The sequence below is a fragment of the Puerhibacterium puerhi genome, from assembly GCF_009846865.1.
GTDB classification, from domain to species: Bacteria; Actinomycetota; Actinomycetes; order Actinomycetales; family Cellulomonadaceae; genus Puerhibacterium; species Puerhibacterium puerhi.
In genome coordinates this window covers 1-16,464 of the sequence record NZ_WUWN01000004.1, presented here as the reverse complement: position 1 = coordinate 16,464, position 16,464 = coordinate 1, and the positions used below count along the sequence as shown (strand labels likewise).

Here is a 16,464-nt window from a genome sequence, read left to right as displayed (position 1 = left end):
CGCGCGGCCGCCTGGACGCCGCCTGGGCGCCCGGTCGGCGCCCGGTCGGCGCCCGGTCGGCGCCACCTCCGAAGGCCCCGTCCCGCACCGTGCGGGACGGGGCCTTCGCGCGTCGCGAGCGCGCACGTCAGCGGCGTCTTCGCAGGTCAGAGGCTGTGGCGCTGAATGTCACCGGGTGGTAGCGTTCCGGCTTACCACCCGGTAGGGGTTCGGCGGCCACGGCGGTCGCCGATCTGGAACGGGGCCCGATGCCCCGGACGAAGGAGTCACCATGGCATCCATCTCTCCCGAGCCCGCGGTCGCCGACGCGACGTCCACCGCGGGGAGCATCCCCGCGGCCACCGTCGGCGCCCCGGCCCCCGAGGTCCGCGCCGGCAACGGGCTCGTCATCGCCTACGTCGCCGCGTTCTTCGCGCTGTACATCGCGCTGCTGACCCCGGTGATGAGCACGCTGGCCGTCAAGGTCAACGCGCTGTCGGGCCCCGACACCCGCGCCGCCGACCTGGCCCTCGTCACGGGCGTCGGCGCCTTCTTCGCCTTCGTCGCCAACCCGCTCGCCGGCGCGCTGTCCGACCGCACGACGTCGCGCCTGGGCATGCGCCGCCCGTGGCTGCTGTGGGGCGTGCTCGCGGGCGCCGTCGGCCTCGCGATCATCGCGTTCGCGCCGAGCATCGCCGTCGTCGTCGTCGGCTGGGCGATCACGCAGACCGCCTTCAACGGCACGCAGGCCGCGCTGCAGGCGGTGCTGCCGGACCAGGTGGGCGAGAGCCAGCGTGCCAAGGTCTCCGGCTGGCTGGGCATCGCGCAGAACGTCGCCCCGCTCGTCGGCGTCGCGATCGCCTCTGTCCTGGCCGGCGCCGGCACCGCCCCGTCGCTGATGATCCTGCTGCCCACCGCCCTGGCGATCGTGGGCGTCGTCGCCCTGGTGGCCGTCCTGAAGGACCGCCGGCTCACCAAGGAGGAGGCCGGCAGCTTCCACCTGGGCCGGTTCGTCAAGGGCTTCTGGATCTCGCCGCGCAAGCACCCCGACTTCGGCTGGGCGTTCGCGGGCCGCTTCATGATGCTGTTCGGCTTCGCGCTCTACAACAACTACCAGCTGTACTTCATGCTCGACCGCTTCGGCTTCGACGAGCCGACCGCGCTGAGCTGGCAGCTGCGCCTCATGGTCGTGCAGGCCGTGGTCCTGCTCGTGGCCGCGTCGCTCGGCGGGTACCTGTCCGACCGCACCGGCCGCCGCAAGATCTTCGTCATCGTCTCCACGGTGCTCGCCGGCGCCGGCCTGGTGGTCTTCGCGTTCGCCGGCGCGCCGAGCGTGCTCTACCTGGGCGCGGGCCTCTTCGGCGCCGGCCTGGGCGCCTACTTCGCCGTCGACCTGGCCCTGGTCACCGACGTGCTGCCGAACCGCGAGACCGAGGCCGCCAAGAACATGGGCGTGTTCAACATCGCGAACGCGCTGCCGCAGTCGCTCGCCCCGGCCTTCGCGCCGATGCTCCTCGCCGTCGGCGCCGCCGCCGGCGACAACGGCAACAACTACGTGGCCCTGTTCGGGATCGGCGCGGTCATCGTGATCCTCGGCGCGGTCAGCACCATGTTCATCAAGGGGACCAAGTGACGACGACCGACGCCGCCGCGAGCGGCACCACGGCCGGCGCCGACCTGCCGCCCGTGCCCGACGACGCGGCCTACCGCGACCCGTCGCTCCCGGTCGCCGAGCGCGTCGCCGACCTGCTCGGGCGCATGACGCTCGAGGAGAAGGCCGGCCAGCTGTTCCAGACCATGGTGGAGATCGGCCCCGGCGGCGAGCTCGCCGAGGGCGGCTCGCCCATGGGCGTGGAGGCCACCAGCAGCATGGTGGTGGGCAAGCACATGACCCACCTCAACGTGCTGGCGGCCCCGCGCACGGCCCGCGAGTTCGCGGCGTGGCACAACCGCCTGCAGCGGCTGGCGGCGTCGACCCGCCTGGGCATCCCGGTCACCGTCTCGACCGACCCGCGCAACGCGTTCACCGACAACCCGGGCACCGCCCTGCTGTCGGGGCCGTTCTCGCAGTGGCCCGAGACGCTCGGCCTGGCGGCCGTGCGCGACGAGCGGCTGGTCGAGGAGCACGCGGACGCCGCCCGGCGGGAGTACCTCGCCGTCGGCATCCGCACGGCGCTGCACCCGCAGGTGGACCTCGCCACGGAGCCCCGCTGGGCGCGCGCCAGCGGCACCTTCGGGGAGGACGCCGACCTCGCCGCCCGCCTCGGCGCCGCCTACGTGCGCGGCTTCCAGGCCACCGGCGAGGTGGCCCGCGCCGCGGGCCTGGACGGCGGCTTCGGCCCCGAGTCGGTGTCCACGATGACCAAGCACTTCCCGGGCGGCGGCCCGCAGCAGGACGGCGAGGACCCGCACTTCCCGTACGGGCGCGAGCAGGTCTACCCCGGCGGCGCCTTCGGCACCCACCTGCTGCCGTTCCCGGCGCTCATCGCCGCCGGGACGCGCCAGATGATGCCGTACTACGGGATGCCGGTCGGGCTCGAGGTCGACCTCGGCGACGGCCCGGAGCCGATCGAGCAGGTCGGGTTCGGCTTCAACAAGCAGATCCTCACGCGTCTGCTGCGCGAGCGGCTCGGCTTCGACGGGATCATCTGCACCGACTGGGGCCTGGTCACCGACGTCGAGATGTTCGGCCGGCCGTTCCCCGCCCGAGCCTGGGGCGTGGAGCACCTGACGCCGCTGGAGCGGGTGGCCAAGATCCTCGACGCCGGCGCCGACCAGCTCGGCGGCGAGGCCTGCCCCGAGCTGGTGGTGGAGCTGGTCCGCTCGGGCCGCGTCAGCGAGGAGCGCCTGGACGTCTCCGTGCGCCGGCTGCTGGCCGAGAAGTTCGTGCTCGGGCTGTTCGACGAGCGCCGTTACGTGGACGAGGACGCCGCCGAGCGCGTCGTCGGGCACCCCGACCTCGTGGCCGCCGGGCGCCGGGCGCAGTCGCGTGCGGTGACCGTGCTGCAGAACGCCGCCGACGGCGCGGCCCGGCTGCCGCTCGCCGCGGGCCTGCGGGTCTACGTCGAGGGGCTGGCCGAGGGCGAGTCGCTCGGGGCGGGCGACACCCTCGTGGCCGCCCCCAAGGAGGCCGACGTCGCGCTGCTGCGCCTCAAGGCGCCGTTCGAGGAGCGCGGGCCGGGCTTCGAGAGCTTCTTCCACGCCGGGTCGCTGGAGTTCCCGGCCGACGTCGTGGCGCACGTGCGCGACGTCGCCTCCCGGGTGCCGACGATCGTCGACGTCTACCTCGACCGGCCGGCGATCCTCGCCCCGCTCGTGGAGGCGGCCGCGACCGTCGTCGTGAACTTCGGGGCCGGGCTGCCCGCGCTGCTCGACGCGCTCACCGGCACCGTGCCGCCCGAGGGGCGGCTGCCGTTCGACCTGCCGCGCTCCATGGCCGCGGTCGAGGCGTCGCGCGAGGACGTCCCGTTCGACACGGCCGACCCGCTGTTCCGGTTCGGCGACGGGCTCTCGATCGCCTGACCCCTGGTCGGGGGTACAGGACGCGCCGGGCGATCCACGGATCGCCCGGCGTGTCCTGTACCCCCGACGAGGTGACGGGGACGGGGACGGGGGCGCGCTGCCCGCGGCCGGTCAGGCCTCGCCGCCCGGCATCCCGCGCGCGGCGAGCCCGCGGGCGAACGCCTGCGCCAGCGCGTCCTGCGGCCGTGCCACCTGGACCACCACCCGGCGCACGAGCGGCGGGTCGAGCCGCCGCACGACGGCGTCCAGCCCGTCCGGCAGCGCGGTGCGCGGCACGAGCGCCGCGCCGAGCCCCGCCGCCGCCAGCTGCGCGGCCGACGTCGCGTGCCGCACCCGGGTCACGGGGTGCAGCACCGCGCCCTCCCGCGCCGCCAGCGCGTCCAGCCAGGCGGCCAGCCCGTTCTCCGGCGCGTAGTGCACCACCGGGTGCCCGGCGAGCGTCGCGAACCCCACCGCGCCGGCCGCGGCGAGCGGGTGCGCCGGCGGGCACACCAGCAGCACGTCCTCCTCGCCGACCAGGTGCACCTCGCCCACGGGGTCCGACGGCGGCGGCCCCACCGCGACGTCGAGCTCCCCGGCGCGCAGCGCGGCAGCGAGGGTGTCGGCGCTCGGCGCCTCGACGATGTCGAGCGACACCTCCGGCCGCTCGGCCAGCCAGCGCCGGGCGTACGGGGCGACGAGCGGCCCGGTCATGCTCTCCGCGCACCCGAGGCGCACGTGCCCGGCCCGGCCCGCGGCGGCCGCCCGCCCGGTGCTGACCACGCGCCGCGCCGCGTCCACCGCCTGCCGCGCGGCCGGCTCCACGGCGCGGCCCGCCGCCGTCGGGCGCGCCCCGGCGGGGTGGCGCTCCAGCAGCGTGGTGCCCACCTCGCGCTCGAGCGCGGCGAGGTGGTGGGACAGCGCGGGCTGCGACAGGAACAGCCGGCGCGCGGCGCGGGAGAACGACCCGTCGTCGAGCACCGCGACGAAGCACTCGAGGGCGCGGAGCGAGGGCATAAGCAGAAGTTATCGCAACGCCCTCGGACTTCGATGGCGTCGAGGGACTGTCGGCACAGGCGAGGCGGTTGCACCGGGCGACGGCGGGGGACGCCCGCCGGACATCCTGGAAGGACGAGGGATCGTGGATCTCGAGGGAACGACAGTCCTGGTGGTGGGCGGCACGTCCGGCGTGGGCCGGCAGGTCGCCGCCGACGCCGCCGCAGCCGGGGCCCGGGTGGTGCTGACCAGCCGCCGGCCCGAGGCGGCGCAGCGCGCGGCGGCCGAGCTCGGCGCCGGCGTGACGCCCGAGACGCTGGACGTCGGCGTGGAGGACTCCGTGGCGGCGCTGGCCGCGCGCCTCGGCGCGGTGGACCACGTCGTCTCGGTGGCCGCCGACCACGCGAACGGCCCGCTCGGGCGGCTCGACGCCGAGGCGGTCACCGATGCGTTCCGGGCCAAGGTGATCGGCCCCCTGCTGCTCGCCAAGCACCTCGCCCCGCGCATGCCGGCCGGGGGAGCGCTCGTGCTGTTCTCCGGGTACGTGTCCGCGCGGCCGGCGCCGGGGCTGACGGTCATGGCGACGACCAACGGCGCGGTGGACGCCCTGGCCCCGGCGCTCGCCGTCGAGGTGGCGCCGGTGCGCGTCGTCGCGGTGTCGCCCGGCGTGGTGGACTCCGGGTCGTGGGACGGCATGGGTGCCGACAAGGAGCCGTTCTTCGCGCGCACCGCGGCCGGCAACCCGGCACGGCGCGTCGGCAGCCCCGCCGACCTCTCCGACGCGGTGCTGTTCGCCCTGCGCAACCCGTTCGTCACGGCCACCACGCTGCACGTCGACGGTGGGGAGCGGGTGGCATGAGCGCCGTCCAGGAGCTGTCCGCCCTTCCGGCCGCCGAGCCCCGGGAGACGCCCGCGGGCCGCCCCGCGCGGCCGCGCCTGCCGCTCAACACGTTCGGCATCGCCTTCGGCCTGTCCGGCCTGGCCGGCACGTGGACCGCCGCGGCGGCGCAGCTCGGCGCGCCCCGGGCGGTCGGCGAGGCGCTGTGGGCGCTCGCGGCCGTCGTCTGGATGACCACCGTGGTGCGCTACGCGGCGCGGCTGCGCTCGCCCCGGGACCTGGGCGAGGACCTACGCCACCCGGTGCTCGGCCCGTTCGCGGCGCTCGTGCCGACGACGGCGTCGCTGCTCGCCGCCCACGCCGCCGGGGTCGGGCCCCTCAGGGTCGCCGCCACCGTCGCGGTGGACCTCGCCGCCGCGGCCGCCCTGGCCTTCCTCGCCTGGTTCGTGGCCGACCTGCTCACCCGGCCCCGCGACCTCGCGGCGCTGCACGGCGGGTACCTGCTGCCGTCGGTGGCCGCGTCCCTGGTGGCGGCGCAGTCCCTGGCGACCGTCGGGCAGCGCGCCGCCGCCGTCGCGGCGCTCGGCGTCGGCCTGCTGTTCTGGGTGTTGATCGGTGCGGCGCTGCTCGCGCGGCTGGCCACCGGCCCGCAGGTGCCGGGCGGGCTGCTGCCCACCCTCGCGATCTTCTCGGCCCCGCCCGCCGTGGCGGGCAACGCCTGGTGGGCGATCGACGGCGCGGCGACGCCGGTGGTGCACCAGCTGCTGCTCGGCACCATGGTCGCCCTGCTCGCGCCGCAGCTGTTCCTGGTGCGGCGCTACCTGCGCCAGCCGTTCGCGATCGGGTTCTGGGCGCTGACCTTCACCGCCGCCGCGAGCGCCACGTACGCCCTGCGGCTGGCGACCCAGGCGCCGGGGTCCGCCTCCGGCGCCGTCGTCGGCTGGCTCGTCGTCGCGGCCGCCACCGCCGTCGTCGGGACCGTCGGCGTCCGCTCGCTCGCCCTGCTCCGCCCGCGGCCCCGCGCCGCACGATGACCCCTCGTCACCACCCCTCGATCCCGGAAGGACCCCCCATGTCGCAGCACACCACCCCGGCCACCACGACCGCCTACCTCGCGCAGGCCGGCCGCACCCTGCAGGACCCCGAGGCGTTCGTCGCCCGCGAGGTCCCCGTCCCCGAGCTGCGCCCGCACGACCTGCTGGTGCGGGTGGAGGCCGTGTCGGTCAACCCGGTGGACACCAAGTCGCGCGGCTCGCTGCGCAGCGGCACCCGCCAGCTCGGCTGGGACGCGTCGGGCGTCGTCGAGGCGGTGGGCGACCGGGTGACGCGCTTCGCCGTCGGCGACGAGGTCTGGTACGCCGGCGACATCGGCCGCCCGGGCACGAACGCCGACCTGCACGCCGTCGACGAGCGGATCGTGGGCCACAAGCCCGCGAGCCTCGACCACGCGGCGGCGGCTGCCCTGCCGCTGACGGCCATCACCGCCTGGGAGACGCTGTTCGACCGGTTCGGGGTCACCGCCGACAGCGAGGGCACGCTGCTGGTGGTCGGCGCGCCGGGCGGCGTCGGCTCGATCCTGGTCCAGCTCGCCAAGCGGCTCACCCGCCTGACGGTGATCGCCACGGCCGGGCGGCCGGAGAGCCGCGCGTGGGTGGAGTCGCTGGGCGCCGACCACGTGGTCGACCACCGCGACCTCGTCGCGCAGGTGCGCGCGGTCGCGCCGCAGGGCGTGGACCTGCTGTTCACGGCGCACTCGGCAGGCAACGTGGAGGCGTTCGCCGAGGTGGTGCGGCCGTTCGGGCACATCACCGCCATCGACGACCCGCAGCGCCTCGACCTCATGCCGCTCAAGCGCAAGTCGATCGCCTGGCACTGGGAGCTGATGTTCACCCGCGCCGCGTTCGGCACGCCGGACATGGCCGAGCAGGGCCGGCTGCTGGACGAGGTGGCCCGGCTGGTCGACGCCGGCGAGCTGCGCACGACGGTCCGCACCCGGATCGCGGGGCTGGACGCCGAGGGGCTGCGCCGGGCGCACGAGATCGTCGCGTCCGGCGGCGCGATCGGCAAGGTCGTGGTGCACCGGTCCTGACCGCCCCACCCCCTCCCGTCGTGGGTACAGGACACGCCGGCAGATCCGCGGATCCGCCGGCGTGTCCCGTACCCACCACGGGGTGCACGACGACGTCCGGCGGGGTCGCCCGGGGCGGGTGTCCCGACGGAAACCGTCTGCACGGTAGGGTTTTCCTCTGGCGGCGCCGCCTCGGCGCCGTCGAGGGACGACGGATCGGAGACGGCATGTCCGCGAGCACCACGGCGGAGACGGCGAGCGCTCCGACCCCCGGCGGCCGCGGGCGCGGCTACGCCAAGGGCCGCGCCAAGCGCGCGGAGATCATCCAGACGGCGATCCTCGCGTTCGCCGAGGTGGGGTACCACGGCGCCTCGCTGCGCGACATCGCCGCGCGCGCCGACATCTCCCACCCCGGCCTGCTGCACCACTTCCCGACCAAGGCCGCCCTGCTGGAGGCCGTGCTCGAGTACCGCGACGCCGTCGACGACGCGGCGTTCGCCGAGGACCTGGCGCGCGGCACCGACTTCTTCGAGGCGCTCGTGCGGATCGTCGAGCGCAACCAGGTGCGCCGGCCGCTGGTGGAGCTGTTCGCCGGGCTGTCCACCGAGGCCACGACGCCGGACCACCCCGCGCACGAGTACTTCCGGCGCCGGTACGAGCGGCTCGTCGAGCAGTCCACCGAGGTGTTCGAGGACCGGGCCGCCCGGGGCGGGCTCGCGCCCGGCGTCGCGCCGGCGCAGGCTGCGCGCTCCATCATCGCGCTCATGGACGGGCTGCAGGTGCAGTGGCTCATGTCGCTGGACGGGCCCAAGGCCCAGCGGGTCGACATGGCCGCCCACCTGCGCGCATACCTGGCGCTCGTGCTGCGCTGAGCGCCGCCGCGGCGGTCGTCACCGCCGCGTGGGATCCTTCGGGCTCGCGCAGTACCGTGAGCGAGCCGGGAACGCGGCCCGACGTCGGTGTCGACGTCGGTGCAGGTGGTGACGCGTAGGGGAGCGATGCGCAGGTCGGCAAGGGCGGCGCTGGTCGCAGGTGGCGCCTGCTTGGTCGCCTATCTGGTGGCCGTGATGCAGGGCAACATGGTGTACGAGGCGCACGCGGTCGAGGCCCCGTACTCCCCGACGCCGCTCGAGGTCGGGCTGATGATCGCCGCCCCGACACTCCTCCTCGTCGCCGGCGCGCTGGCCGTGGCGGCCCGCGTCCGGGGCAGCGGACAGCAGCCGTGACTCGTCGCCCGCGCGACCGGTCCGCACGCTCGGAGCGCTCCTCGCGACGGGCGCGCAGCCGTCGGCGTCTCGTCCGGGCGCGCCGGACGGTGTCGGACGATCGCTTCCGACCGGAGGGTCCGGGTCGGCCGCCGGGCGAGGGGCGGACCGGGCGACTCGCGGACCCCGCGACCTTTGACCCCCGCACCCCGGTGTGACACCCTCCCGGGCAGAGCCCCCGCGAGGTCGGCGGGCTCCCGGACGAGGGCGCCGTACCCGGTGTGCGACAAGACGGCGCGGTGGAGTGATCACCATGTCCTGGATCGTCCTCGTCCTCTCCGGCGCCCTCGAGGCCGTGTGGGCCACCGCGCTGGACCGCTCGGAGGGCTTCTCGAGACTCTGGCCGTCCGTCGTGTTCGGCGTCTCCGTCGTGGCCAGCATGGGCGGCCTCGCCTACGCGATGCGCGACCTGCCCGTGGGCACCGCCTACGCCGTCTGGGTGGGCATCGGCGCGGCGCTGACCGTGATCTACGGGATGCTGACCGGCGCCGAGCCGGTCTCCGTGGTGCGGCTGCTGCTCATCGCCGGGCTCGTCGGCTGCGTCATCGGGCTCAAGCTCACGCACTGAGCTGCGCGCGACGGCCGGCGCGTCACCGCGCCGGCCGCCTGATCAGCGGCCCGTCCTGCAGCCGCGAGGGGCTCAGCTCGCGGTCTTGCGCCGCGCCAGCGCGACCAGCCGGCCGACGTTGACGTCCCAGCCGACGCCGAACGCCCGCGGGGGCAGCACCTGCGGGTTCTCCGGGGCCCACATGTGCTCGCGCATCTTGGCGACGGACGGCATGCGGAAGTCGTACGGCACGAAGCCGGCGACGGTGCCGTGCCAGCTGCGCTGCTCCTTCGGCTGGCGCAGCTCCTTGACGACGGCGGTCGCGGCGAGCGCGGCCGTCGTGAGCATGACGACCCGGCGCAGCCCGCCCTTGCGGCGCCCGCCCTGCTTCGTGGACTTCGTCATGGCCTTGCCCATGGTGACCTCCTCGCGTCGGGGGACTCCATCGTCTCTGTTGGCGGCCGCTCCCGCAGCGCGTCGCGCCGTCGCCACCTCCGCGTCAGTGCGCCAGCATCTTGAGCACGAGCACCAAAGTGCCCAGCGCCGCCAGCACCACGAGGGCCAGGAGCTTCTGCCACCACGGCAGGCGGGCGCGCCGCAGGCCGAACCAGCCGATCAGCACGAGCGTCGCGACGAGTGTCACCGACCCGGCCACCAGCGCCGTGCCGACCTCCCACCAGCCCAGCGCGGCCGCACCGAGCAGCAGCAGCGGCACCACCGCCGTCGTCACGGCGCCGAGGCTCACCCAGGCCATCCGGCGCAGCAGCAGTCGGCCGGGCAGCTCGGCGTGCACGGCCACGTGGGCGATCAGCTCGGCCACGTACGCGGCCACCACCGTGCCGACCGCGGTGATGACCAGGCTCGCGGCCGCCGGCGCCGCCCGCAGCCCGTGGCTGTGGGCGCCCAGGGTGAGCAGCACCGCGAGCGTGGCGAACGTGACGTAGACCCGCTCGCGCACGCGGTCCGCCACGGCCTCGGCGAGCGCCTCGGGCGGCAGGTCGGGCAGCTCGCGCCCGCGGCGGCGTCGCCTCCGGGGAGGCGTGGCGGGGGAGTCCGGGGTGGCGTGGGGGCCGGCGTCCTGCACGGGACCATCCTCGTTCACGTCACCGGGGGGCCGACGTCGCCCGCTCAGCAGGACTCGTGGTGCTCGTGCGCGGCGTGCCCCGCCGGCTCGAGCTGGAACGTCGAGTGCTCGACGCTCACCGGGAAGTGCCGGGCCACGCAGTCCTGCAGCTGGTCGAGCACCTGCGGGGCGTGCCCGTCGCGGAAGCAGGAGTCGTCGACCACCACGTGCGCGCTGAGCACCGGCAGGGTGGTGGAGATCCGCCCCGCGTGCAGGTCGTGCACCTCCCGCACGTGCGGCAGCGCCAGCAGGTGGGCCCGCACGGCGTCCAGGTCGAGCCCGGTGGGCGTGGTCTCGAGCAGCACGTCGCCGGACTCGCGCAGGATCACCACGGAGCGGGGCACGATCCACAGCGCGACCAGCATGCCGGCGACGGCGTCGGCCCGTTCCCAGCCGGTGGTGGCCACGACGACGGCGCCGGCGATGACGGCCACCGAGCCGAGGGCGTCGGCGGCGACCTCGAGGAACGCGGCGCGCAGGTTGAGGTTGGCGGTGCGGCCGCCGGCCAGCACGGCGAGGCACACGACGTTCGCCACGAGGCCGACGGCGCCGATGACCAGCATCCCGGCCGGCTGCACCTCCGGCGGCGCGGCGAGCCGCCGCGCGCCCTCGACCAGCGCGTACACCCCGACGGCGAGCAGGATCGCGGCCTGGACCCCGGCGGCCACCACCTCGGCGCGCCGCCAGCCCCAGGTGCGGCGCGACGTCGCGGGGCGGGCCATGAGCGACGCGGCCACCAGCGCGAGCAGCAGGCCCCCGGCGTCGGTGAGCATGTGGCCGGCGTCGACCAGCAGCGCGAGGGAGCCGGTGACCGCCGCGCCGACGACCTCGGCGACGAGCACCGTGACGGTGATGCCGAGCGCGACCGCGAGCCGCCGCCGCTGCGCGGGCGCGGAGCCCGCGCCGGCCGCGCCGGCCGCGCCGTGGTCGTGACCGTGCGTCATGCCTCCTCCTTCGGGATCCACGGTAGCCGCGGACGGGCCGCGCGGACCGGCCGGTGCCGCGGGTCACCCGCCCCGGTGCGGGGCGGGCGACCCGCGGTGTCAGCGGCGGCGGGCGAGCCGCAGCGCGACGAGGACGGCGGCGGCGCCGACGACGGCGGTGCCCGCCGCGATGCCGATCGCCGCGCCCGGGCTGACGTCCCAGGTCGTGCCGGTGACCGTCGCGGCGGTCCCGGTGTCGGCGGTGCCGGCGTCGGTTCCGGTCTCGGGCGCGGCGGTGCCGGCGTCGGACGCGCCGCCCGCGTCTCCTGCGGACCGGCCGGCCGACCCGTCGTCGGACGCGGCGCCGTCGGACGCCCCGCACGCCGCCGCGGCCGTGCCCGCGGTGGCCGGCGTGCCCTCCGGCGGCGCGTAGTCGAACTGGTACCGGCCGCTGATCGGGTGGCCGTCGGCGGACACCACCCGGTAGGCCACCGTGTAGGTGCCGGCCTCTCCGAGCGCCACCGGCGCGCTGACAGTGGTGTCCACGACGGACGGGCAGGCCGTCGCGTGGTGGGTGCCGTCGGGCCCCGTCACGTCCAGCGCCGTGCCGCCGCCGCCCTCGCCGCCCCCGCCGCCCAGGTCGAGCACGACGTCGTCGAACGTCAGCGTCACCTGGTCGAGCGGCTCGGCGAGCGTCTGGTCGGCCGGCGGGTTCGTGCCGACCAGCACGTTGTGCGCCGACGCCGGGGCGGCGGCGAGGGTGAGCAGGCCGGGCGCGGCGAGGGCAGCGGCCACGGCGACGACGGCGGCGCGCCGGGCGCCCGCGCGGAGGGTGCGGAGCGCGGTCATCGGGCCTCCCCGGTGGTCTGCGCGGCGGCCTGCGCTGCGGCCTGTGCGGCGGCCTGCGCTGCGGCCTGCGCTGCGGTCTGGGCTGGGGCCTGCGCGGCGTCGGCCGAGCCCGCGGCGCCGGGCCCTGCGGCCCTGCGCTGGGTGCGGGCGACGGCGACCGTGCCGGTCACGGCGCCCACGAGGCCGAGGCCGAGCCCCGCCGCGCCCAGGGCGGTCCCGAGGCCGGGGCCGCCGTCGTCGGCAGTGGCCGACGTGCCGGCGGCCGCCGCGCCGTCCTCCTCGGTCCCGGCTCCGGCTCCTGCGACGGCGTCCGACGTCCCGGCGTCGGACGCCGCCGACACCTGCAGCACCGGGGCAGGGTGCTCCGGTTCCTCGCCGGACGCGGGCGTGGGCTCGTCCCACGCGACGACGCTGCCGTCGGTGTAGGTCTGCGTCGTGGGCAGCAGGAGCTCGTCGACCTCGGGCAGCGGCCCGGCCGAGATCGTGAAGCGCTGGAACTCGCCGTCGCTCAAGGCGGCGGTGTCGGAGTCGGCGGTCCACGTGACGCGCACGGGCGCCTCGGTGACCTCGGTGCCGTGCAGCTCGACGGGCTCGGGCAGCGGGGCCCGCTCGACCTCGGCGGTCCAGCCGGGCACCGGCTCCACGGAGACGCTGGCCAGCGGGGTTTCGGTGGGCAGCGCCACCTCGACCTTGGTGGTCGCGGCCGTGGCCGACTCGTTGGGGACGCGGAAGGTCAGGACGGCGTAGCCGCCGGCCGCGGCCTCGCCGTCGGGGGTGACGCGGACGTGCGCCGATGCCGGTGCGGCGGCGAGCGCGGTGAGGGTCAGGGCCGCGCCGGCCGTGACGAGGGCGCGGCGCAGGGTCGGACGTGCGTGCATGGGACAGCTCCTGGGGCTCAGGCGTACGAGGGGCACCCGCCCCTCGGCCGAGGAGCGGGTCAGCAGGCGGCCGCGAGGCCCGCGAGCGCGGTTTGCGTGGCGCGGGCGGCCGGGATCCCGCGCGGGGGGCCGCGGAACCGCAGCCCTCCGGCGCCCAGCCGGTCGAGGGTGCGGCGCGGCTGCAGGGGGTCGACGACGACGCCGCGGCGCCGGGCGCGAGGCGCGGGTTGCGCGGCCGCGCGCACCAGCAGCGCGACGGCGGTCAGCCAGGTGAGCAGCCAGGTGGCCGTGCGGTCGCCGGTGGCCAGGAGGACGCACGTCAGCAGCACCGCCGCGGCGTGGGCGGCGAGCATCGGCGCCGAGGGGAGCAGCGCGTGGGCGCCGCCGCCGGTGAGCGCGGACTGCTGCTGCAGCAGCTCCTGCAGCGCCGTCGGGTCGAGGTGCGCGGCGTGTCCGGCGTGCAGGCCGGCGCCCGCGGCACCCGTCGCGGCGTGGCCGGCGTGCGCGCCGTGGGCGAGCACGCTCAGCTCGACGTGCAGCGCGACCTGCAGCGCCGCGGCGACCGGCAGCACGCGCGGCAGGCTCAGCGGCCGCCGGGCGAGCCAGACGGCGGGCGGCAGCACGGTGGCGACCAGCGCGGCGAGCGCGATGCCCGCCGTCGGGACGCCGTCGCCGGCCAGCACGTGGGCGCCGACGGCGAGGCTGAGCGCGGTGCTGCCGACCAGCAGCCCGCGCACCCACCGCACCAGACGATCCACGGGGACCACCCTAGGCGGCCGAGCACCCGCGCTCCGCCCGCGCCGTGCCCCCTCCGTGCCCGCGCCGTGCCCCCGCTCGCTGCCGCGCCCCGACGCCGAGACCTGACTTGTGGTCGCCTCGGCGTCGTGCGAGGCGACCACAGCTCAGGTCTCGGCGAGCGGGTCAGGCGGCGCGGCCGTCGTCGTACGCCTGGCGGGCCGTGAGCACGGCGCCGAGGTGCGCCACCGACCAGTCCTCGAGCGCCTTGAGCGGCCCGGTGAGGCTGCGCCCGGCGGCGGTGAGGGAGTACTCGACCCGCACCGGCACCTCGGCGTGCACGGTGCGCGCGACCAGGCCGTCGCGCTCCAGCTCGCGCAGCGTCTGGGTGAGCATCTTCTGGGAGATGCCGTCGACGCGGCGGCGCAGCTCGCTGAACCGGGCGGTGCCCTCGGAGAGCACGCCCACCACCAGCACCGTCCAGCGGTCGCCGATGCGGTCGAGGATGTGCCGGGTGGGGCAGCCGGCCAGGTAGGGGTTGCCCTCGGGGCGGTCGCCGAGGCGCACGGCGTCGTCCGGGCGGGCGGCGCCATCTGCTCCGGCAGTGCTGCCTCGGGGTGCGGGCGAGGTGGTTACCACGAAGTGCCTTCTTCCCATCGGGGAGTTGGTCTCCTACGGTAACCAAGACGGTTGCGCGGGGAAAGGGCCCGGGCCGTCGATCCACCCGCCGGGAGCACCGGCACACCGATCAGGAAGGTTGCGTGGCATGAACATCACCGTCGTCGGAGGCACCGGGTACGCGGGCGCCGCGATCGTCGCCGAGGCCGCGGGCCGCGGACACGAGGTCACCAGCCTCAGCCGCTCCGTCCCGGCCACGCCGGTGGACGGCGTGCGCTACGTCCAGGGCGAGGTGCTCGAGGGCGACGCGCTGGTCACGGCGGTCCGCGGGGCGGACGTCGTCGTCGGCGCACTGTCGCCGCGCGGCGCCCTCGAGGGTCACCTCGCCGAGGCGTACGGCCGCATCATCGAGCTCGCGCAGGCCGAGGGCGCCCGCTTCGTCCTCGTGGGCGGCTGGAGCACGCTGCGCCTGGAGGAGGGCGGCCCGCGCGTCGCGGACACCGACCAGGTCCCCGCCGAGTTCGCCGGCGAGGCCCGCGAGGTCGCCGCGCTCGTGCCGGCGCTGCAGGGCACGCCGGAGTCGTTCGACTGGCTGCTCGTCAGCCCGGCCGCCACGTTCGGCGCCTTCAACCCGGGTGAGCGCCGCGGCGAGTACCGCGTGGGCGGGGAGGTGGCGATCTTCGACGCCGAGGGCGGCTCGCACGTCTCGGGCGCCGACTTCGCGCTCGCGGTCGTCGACGAGATCGAGAAGGGCGCCCACCGCCGCGAGCAGATCGGCATCGCGTACTGATCGCGCCGTACTGATCCCGCAGCCGCGTCTGTACGCCAGGGCCGCCGCGTCTGTTCGGTGATTCGTTGGCTGATCGGCGATCCGGATCGCCGATCAGCCAACGAATCGCCGAACAGACGCGGGAGGCCGGCGGCGCGCCCGGCCACCTCGGCCGCCCCGGCGTCGGCCCGTGCCACCCTGCCCGCATGCCCCACGGTCACGCGCACCCGCCTGCCGCCCGGCCCGCGCCGGCGTCCACCCGGACGCGGATCGTCCTCGTCGCCACCCTGCTGCCGGCCCTCCTCGCGACCGTCTGGGGGCTGCTGAGCCTGTGGCCCGACGACGGCGAGATCCCCGAGCGCGCGCCGCTGGCCGCGGAGGGCTCCCGGCTCGTGGACGCCACGGTCACCGGCCCGCTCGACGAGGCCACCGGCACGTACCCGATCGAGACCGCCGACGGCACCGCCTCACGCATGCAGGGGCAGGACGGCGTCGCCGCGCCCGAGCCGGGCGACGAGGTCGTCACGCTCTACATCGACGTGCTGGCGGACGAGCCCGCGCCGTACGCGTTCATCGACTTCCAGCGCGAGGTGCCGCTGGCGCTGCTCGCCGTCCTGTTCGTGCTGGTCGTGCTGCTGGTCGCCCGATGGCGCGGTCTCGCGGCACTGGCCGGGCTCGGCTTCGCCTTCGCCGTCTTCGTGCTGTTCACCATCCCGGCGCTGCTCGCGGGGCACTCGGCCATGGGCGTGGCGCTCGTGACGTCCTCGGCGGTGATGTTCGTGGTGCTCTACCTGGCTCACGGGTTCACGGTGCGCACGTCGACCGCGCTGCTCGGCACGCTGGTGGGGCTGGCGCTCACGGCGGGGATCGGGGCGTGGGCATCCGGCGCCGCCCGCGTCACCGGCGCCTCCAGCGAGGAGGCGATGTGGCTGCCCCAGCTCGCGCCCGGGCTCGACCTGCGCGGGATCGCCCTGTGCGGCCTGGTGCTGGCCGGCATGGGCGTGCTCAACGACGTCACCATCACCCAGGCCTCCGCCGTGTGGGAGCTGCGCGAGGTGGCCCCGCACGCCCCGCGCCGCGTGCTGTTCGCCCGGGCGATGCGCATCGGGCGCGACCACATCGCCTCGACCGTCTACACCATGGCCTTCGCCTACGTCGGGGCGGCGCTGGCGATCCTCATGAACCTGTGGCTGATCGACCAGCCGCTGGCCAACGCGCTGAGCTCCGGCGAGATCGCCGAGGAGGTGGTGCGCACGCTGGTCGGCTCGATCGGGCTGGTGCTGGCGATCCCGGCGACGACGGCGATCGCGGCGCTCGCGGTGCCGCGCCCCGAGCCGGTGGCCCAGGCGGGCGGGGCGGCGGGCGGGGCGCCGGC

The 16,464-nt window shown here is 76.5% G+C and carries 18 protein-coding genes and 1 riboswitch; of the genes, 10 read left to right on the top strand and 8 right to left on the bottom strand.

Annotated features, from left to right (window positions below; all coding sequences use genetic code 11):
* The first annotated feature begins 271 nt into the window (after nt 1-271).
* Nucleotides 272-1,612 (top strand): MFS transporter, encoded by a 1,341-nt coding sequence (locus GSF02_RS03660; protein ID WP_159792875.1) that lies wholly within the window; start codon nt 272-274, stop codon nt 1,610-1,612.
* Nucleotides 1,609-3,501, top strand: coding sequence for a glycoside hydrolase family 3 protein (locus GSF02_RS03655; RefSeq protein WP_408003853.1), 1,893 nt, complete (start codon nt 1,609-1,611; stop codon nt 3,499-3,501). Before GSF02_RS03660 ends, GSF02_RS03655 begins: the two co-directional genes overlap by 4 nt.
* Nucleotides 3,502-3,612: 111 nt before the next feature.
* Here the strand turns inward: GSF02_RS03655 and GSF02_RS03650 are convergent, their stop codons facing one another.
* On the bottom strand, nt 3,613-4,497 hold the full coding sequence (locus GSF02_RS03650; RefSeq protein WP_159792873.1) for a LysR family transcriptional regulator: 885 nt from the start codon (nt 4,495-4,497) through the stop codon (nt 3,613-3,615).
* A 124-nt stretch (nt 4,498-4,621) separates the two neighbouring features.
* On the opposite strand from GSF02_RS03650, the gene GSF02_RS03645 reads away from it, so the two are divergent.
* The 6 genes from GSF02_RS03645 (at nt 4,622) to GSF02_RS03620 (ending at nt 9,215) form a co-directional block, all read left to right on the top strand.
* A complete protein-coding gene (locus GSF02_RS03645) occupies nt 4,622-5,335 on the top strand; it encodes an SDR family oxidoreductase (protein ID WP_159792871.1) in 714 nt (237 codons plus the stop codon).
* Nucleotides 5,332-6,348 carry an SLAC1 family transporter gene (locus GSF02_RS03640; RefSeq protein WP_159792869.1) on the top strand — a complete coding sequence of 339 codons (1,017 nt, stop codon included), beginning with the start codon at nt 5,332-5,334 and terminating at the stop codon, nt 6,346-6,348. Before GSF02_RS03645 ends, GSF02_RS03640 begins: the two co-directional genes overlap by 4 nt.
* Before the next feature lie 38 nt (nt 6,349-6,386).
* Nucleotides 6,387-7,403, top strand: a complete 1,017-nt coding sequence (locus GSF02_RS03635; RefSeq protein ID WP_159792867.1) for a zinc-binding alcohol dehydrogenase family protein — start codon at nt 6,387-6,389, stop codon at nt 7,401-7,403.
* A gap of 206 nt (nt 7,404-7,609) precedes the next feature.
* Nucleotides 7,610-8,254, top strand: a complete 645-nt coding sequence (locus GSF02_RS03630) for a TetR/AcrR family transcriptional regulator (RefSeq protein ID WP_159792865.1) — start codon at nt 7,610-7,612, stop codon at nt 8,252-8,254.
* A gap of 171 nt (nt 8,255-8,425) precedes the next feature.
* Nucleotides 8,426-8,608 (top strand): hypothetical protein, encoded by a 183-nt coding sequence (locus tag GSF02_RS03625; protein ID WP_159792863.1) that lies wholly within the window; start codon nt 8,426-8,428, stop codon nt 8,606-8,608.
* Between the two features lie 211 nt (nt 8,609-8,819).
* A riboswitch (guanidine-III (ykkC-III) riboswitch) is annotated at nt 8,820-8,888 on the top strand.
* Nucleotides 8,889-8,900: 12 nt separating this feature from the next.
* Entirely contained in the window at nt 8,901-9,215 is a 315-nt protein-coding gene (locus GSF02_RS03620; RefSeq protein ID WP_159792861.1) for a DMT family transporter, read from the top strand.
* Between the two features lie 72 nt (nt 9,216-9,287).
* On the opposite strand, the gene GSF02_RS03615 is transcribed toward GSF02_RS03620, so the two are convergent.
* The 7 genes from GSF02_RS03615 to GSF02_RS03585 form a co-directional block, all read right to left on the bottom strand.
* Nucleotides 9,288-9,611 carry a DUF5808 domain-containing protein gene (locus GSF02_RS03615; protein WP_159792859.1) on the bottom strand — a complete coding sequence of 108 codons (324 nt, stop codon included), beginning with the start codon at nt 9,609-9,611 and terminating at the stop codon, nt 9,288-9,290.
* 82 nt (nt 9,612-9,693) lie between these two features.
* Nucleotides 9,694-10,278: a hypothetical protein gene (locus tag GSF02_RS03610; RefSeq protein WP_159792857.1), complete on the bottom strand. Its 585-nt coding sequence runs from the start codon at nt 10,276-10,278 to the stop codon at nt 9,694-9,696.
* A gap of 44 nt (nt 10,279-10,322) precedes the next feature.
* Nucleotides 10,323-11,261: a cation diffusion facilitator family transporter gene (locus GSF02_RS03605; RefSeq protein WP_159792856.1), complete on the bottom strand. Its 939-nt coding sequence runs from the start codon at nt 11,259-11,261 to the stop codon at nt 10,323-10,325.
* 99 nt (nt 11,262-11,360) lie between these two features.
* Nucleotides 11,361-12,089 carry a copper resistance CopC family protein gene (locus GSF02_RS03600; protein ID WP_159792854.1) on the bottom strand — a complete coding sequence of 243 codons (729 nt, stop codon included), beginning with the start codon at nt 12,087-12,089 and terminating at the stop codon, nt 11,361-11,363.
* Complete coding sequence (locus tag GSF02_RS03595; RefSeq protein ID WP_159792852.1) at nt 12,086-12,967, bottom strand: YcnI family copper-binding membrane protein; 882 nt, start codon at nt 12,965-12,967, stop codon at nt 12,086-12,088. The genes GSF02_RS03600 and GSF02_RS03595 overlap by 4 nt, the downstream gene beginning before the upstream one ends.
* Nucleotides 12,968-13,026: 59 nt before the next feature.
* A complete protein-coding gene (locus tag GSF02_RS03590) occupies nt 13,027-13,725 on the bottom strand; it encodes a hypothetical protein (protein ID WP_159792850.1) in 699 nt (232 codons plus the stop codon).
* A gap of 163 nt (nt 13,726-13,888) precedes the next feature.
* Nucleotides 13,889-14,269: a winged helix-turn-helix transcriptional regulator gene (locus GSF02_RS03585; protein WP_235915352.1), complete on the bottom strand. Its 381-nt coding sequence runs from the start codon at nt 14,267-14,269 to the stop codon at nt 13,889-13,891.
* 199 nt (nt 14,270-14,468) lie between these two features.
* On the opposite strand from GSF02_RS03585, the gene GSF02_RS03580 reads away from it, so the two are divergent.
* Entirely contained in the window at nt 14,469-15,110 is a 642-nt protein-coding gene (locus tag GSF02_RS03580) for an NAD(P)-dependent oxidoreductase (RefSeq protein ID WP_159792846.1), read from the top strand.
* Between the two features lie 185 nt (nt 15,111-15,295).
* Nucleotides 15,296-16,464, top strand: a 1,169-nt coding sequence (locus tag GSF02_RS03575; RefSeq protein ID WP_159792844.1) for a YibE/F family protein, incomplete at its 3' end; no start/stop codon positions are given.

Excerpts from the sequence above, each read along its gene's own strand:
- GSF02_RS03660 (WP_159792875.1), top strand. The coding sequence starts at position 272 with ATGGCATCCATCTCTCCCGAGCCCGCGGTCGCCGACGCGACGTCCACC.
- GSF02_RS03650 (WP_159792873.1), bottom strand. The coding sequence starts at position 4,497 with ATGCCCTCGCTCCGCGCCCTCGAGTGCTTCGTCGCGGTGCTCGACGAC.
- GSF02_RS03640 (WP_159792869.1), top strand. The coding sequence starts at position 5,332 with ATGAGCGCCGTCCAGGAGCTGTCCGCCCTTCCGGCCGCCGAGCCCCGG.
- GSF02_RS03635 (WP_159792867.1), top strand. The coding sequence starts at position 6,387 with ATGTCGCAGCACACCACCCCGGCCACCACGACCGCCTACCTCGCGCAG.
- GSF02_RS03630 (WP_159792865.1), top strand. The coding sequence starts at position 7,610 with ATGTCCGCGAGCACCACGGCGGAGACGGCGAGCGCTCCGACCCCCGGC.
- GSF02_RS03620 (WP_159792861.1), top strand. The coding sequence starts at position 8,901 with ATGTCCTGGATCGTCCTCGTCCTCTCCGGCGCCCTCGAGGCCGTGTGG.
- GSF02_RS03615 (WP_159792859.1), bottom strand. The coding sequence starts at position 9,611 with ATGGGCAAGGCCATGACGAAGTCCACGAAGCAGGGCGGGCGCCGCAAG.
- GSF02_RS03605 (WP_159792856.1), bottom strand. The coding sequence starts at position 11,261 with ATGACGCACGGTCACGACCACGGCGCGGCCGGCGCGGCCGGCGCGGGC.
- GSF02_RS03600 (WP_159792854.1), bottom strand. The coding sequence starts at position 12,089 with ATGACCGCGCTCCGCACCCTCCGCGCGGGCGCCCGGCGCGCCGCCGTC.
- GSF02_RS03595 (WP_159792852.1), bottom strand. The coding sequence starts at position 12,967 with ATGCACGCACGTCCGACCCTGCGCCGCGCCCTCGTCACGGCCGGCGCG.
- GSF02_RS03580 (WP_159792846.1), top strand. The coding sequence starts at position 14,469 with ATGAACATCACCGTCGTCGGAGGCACCGGGTACGCGGGCGCCGCGATC.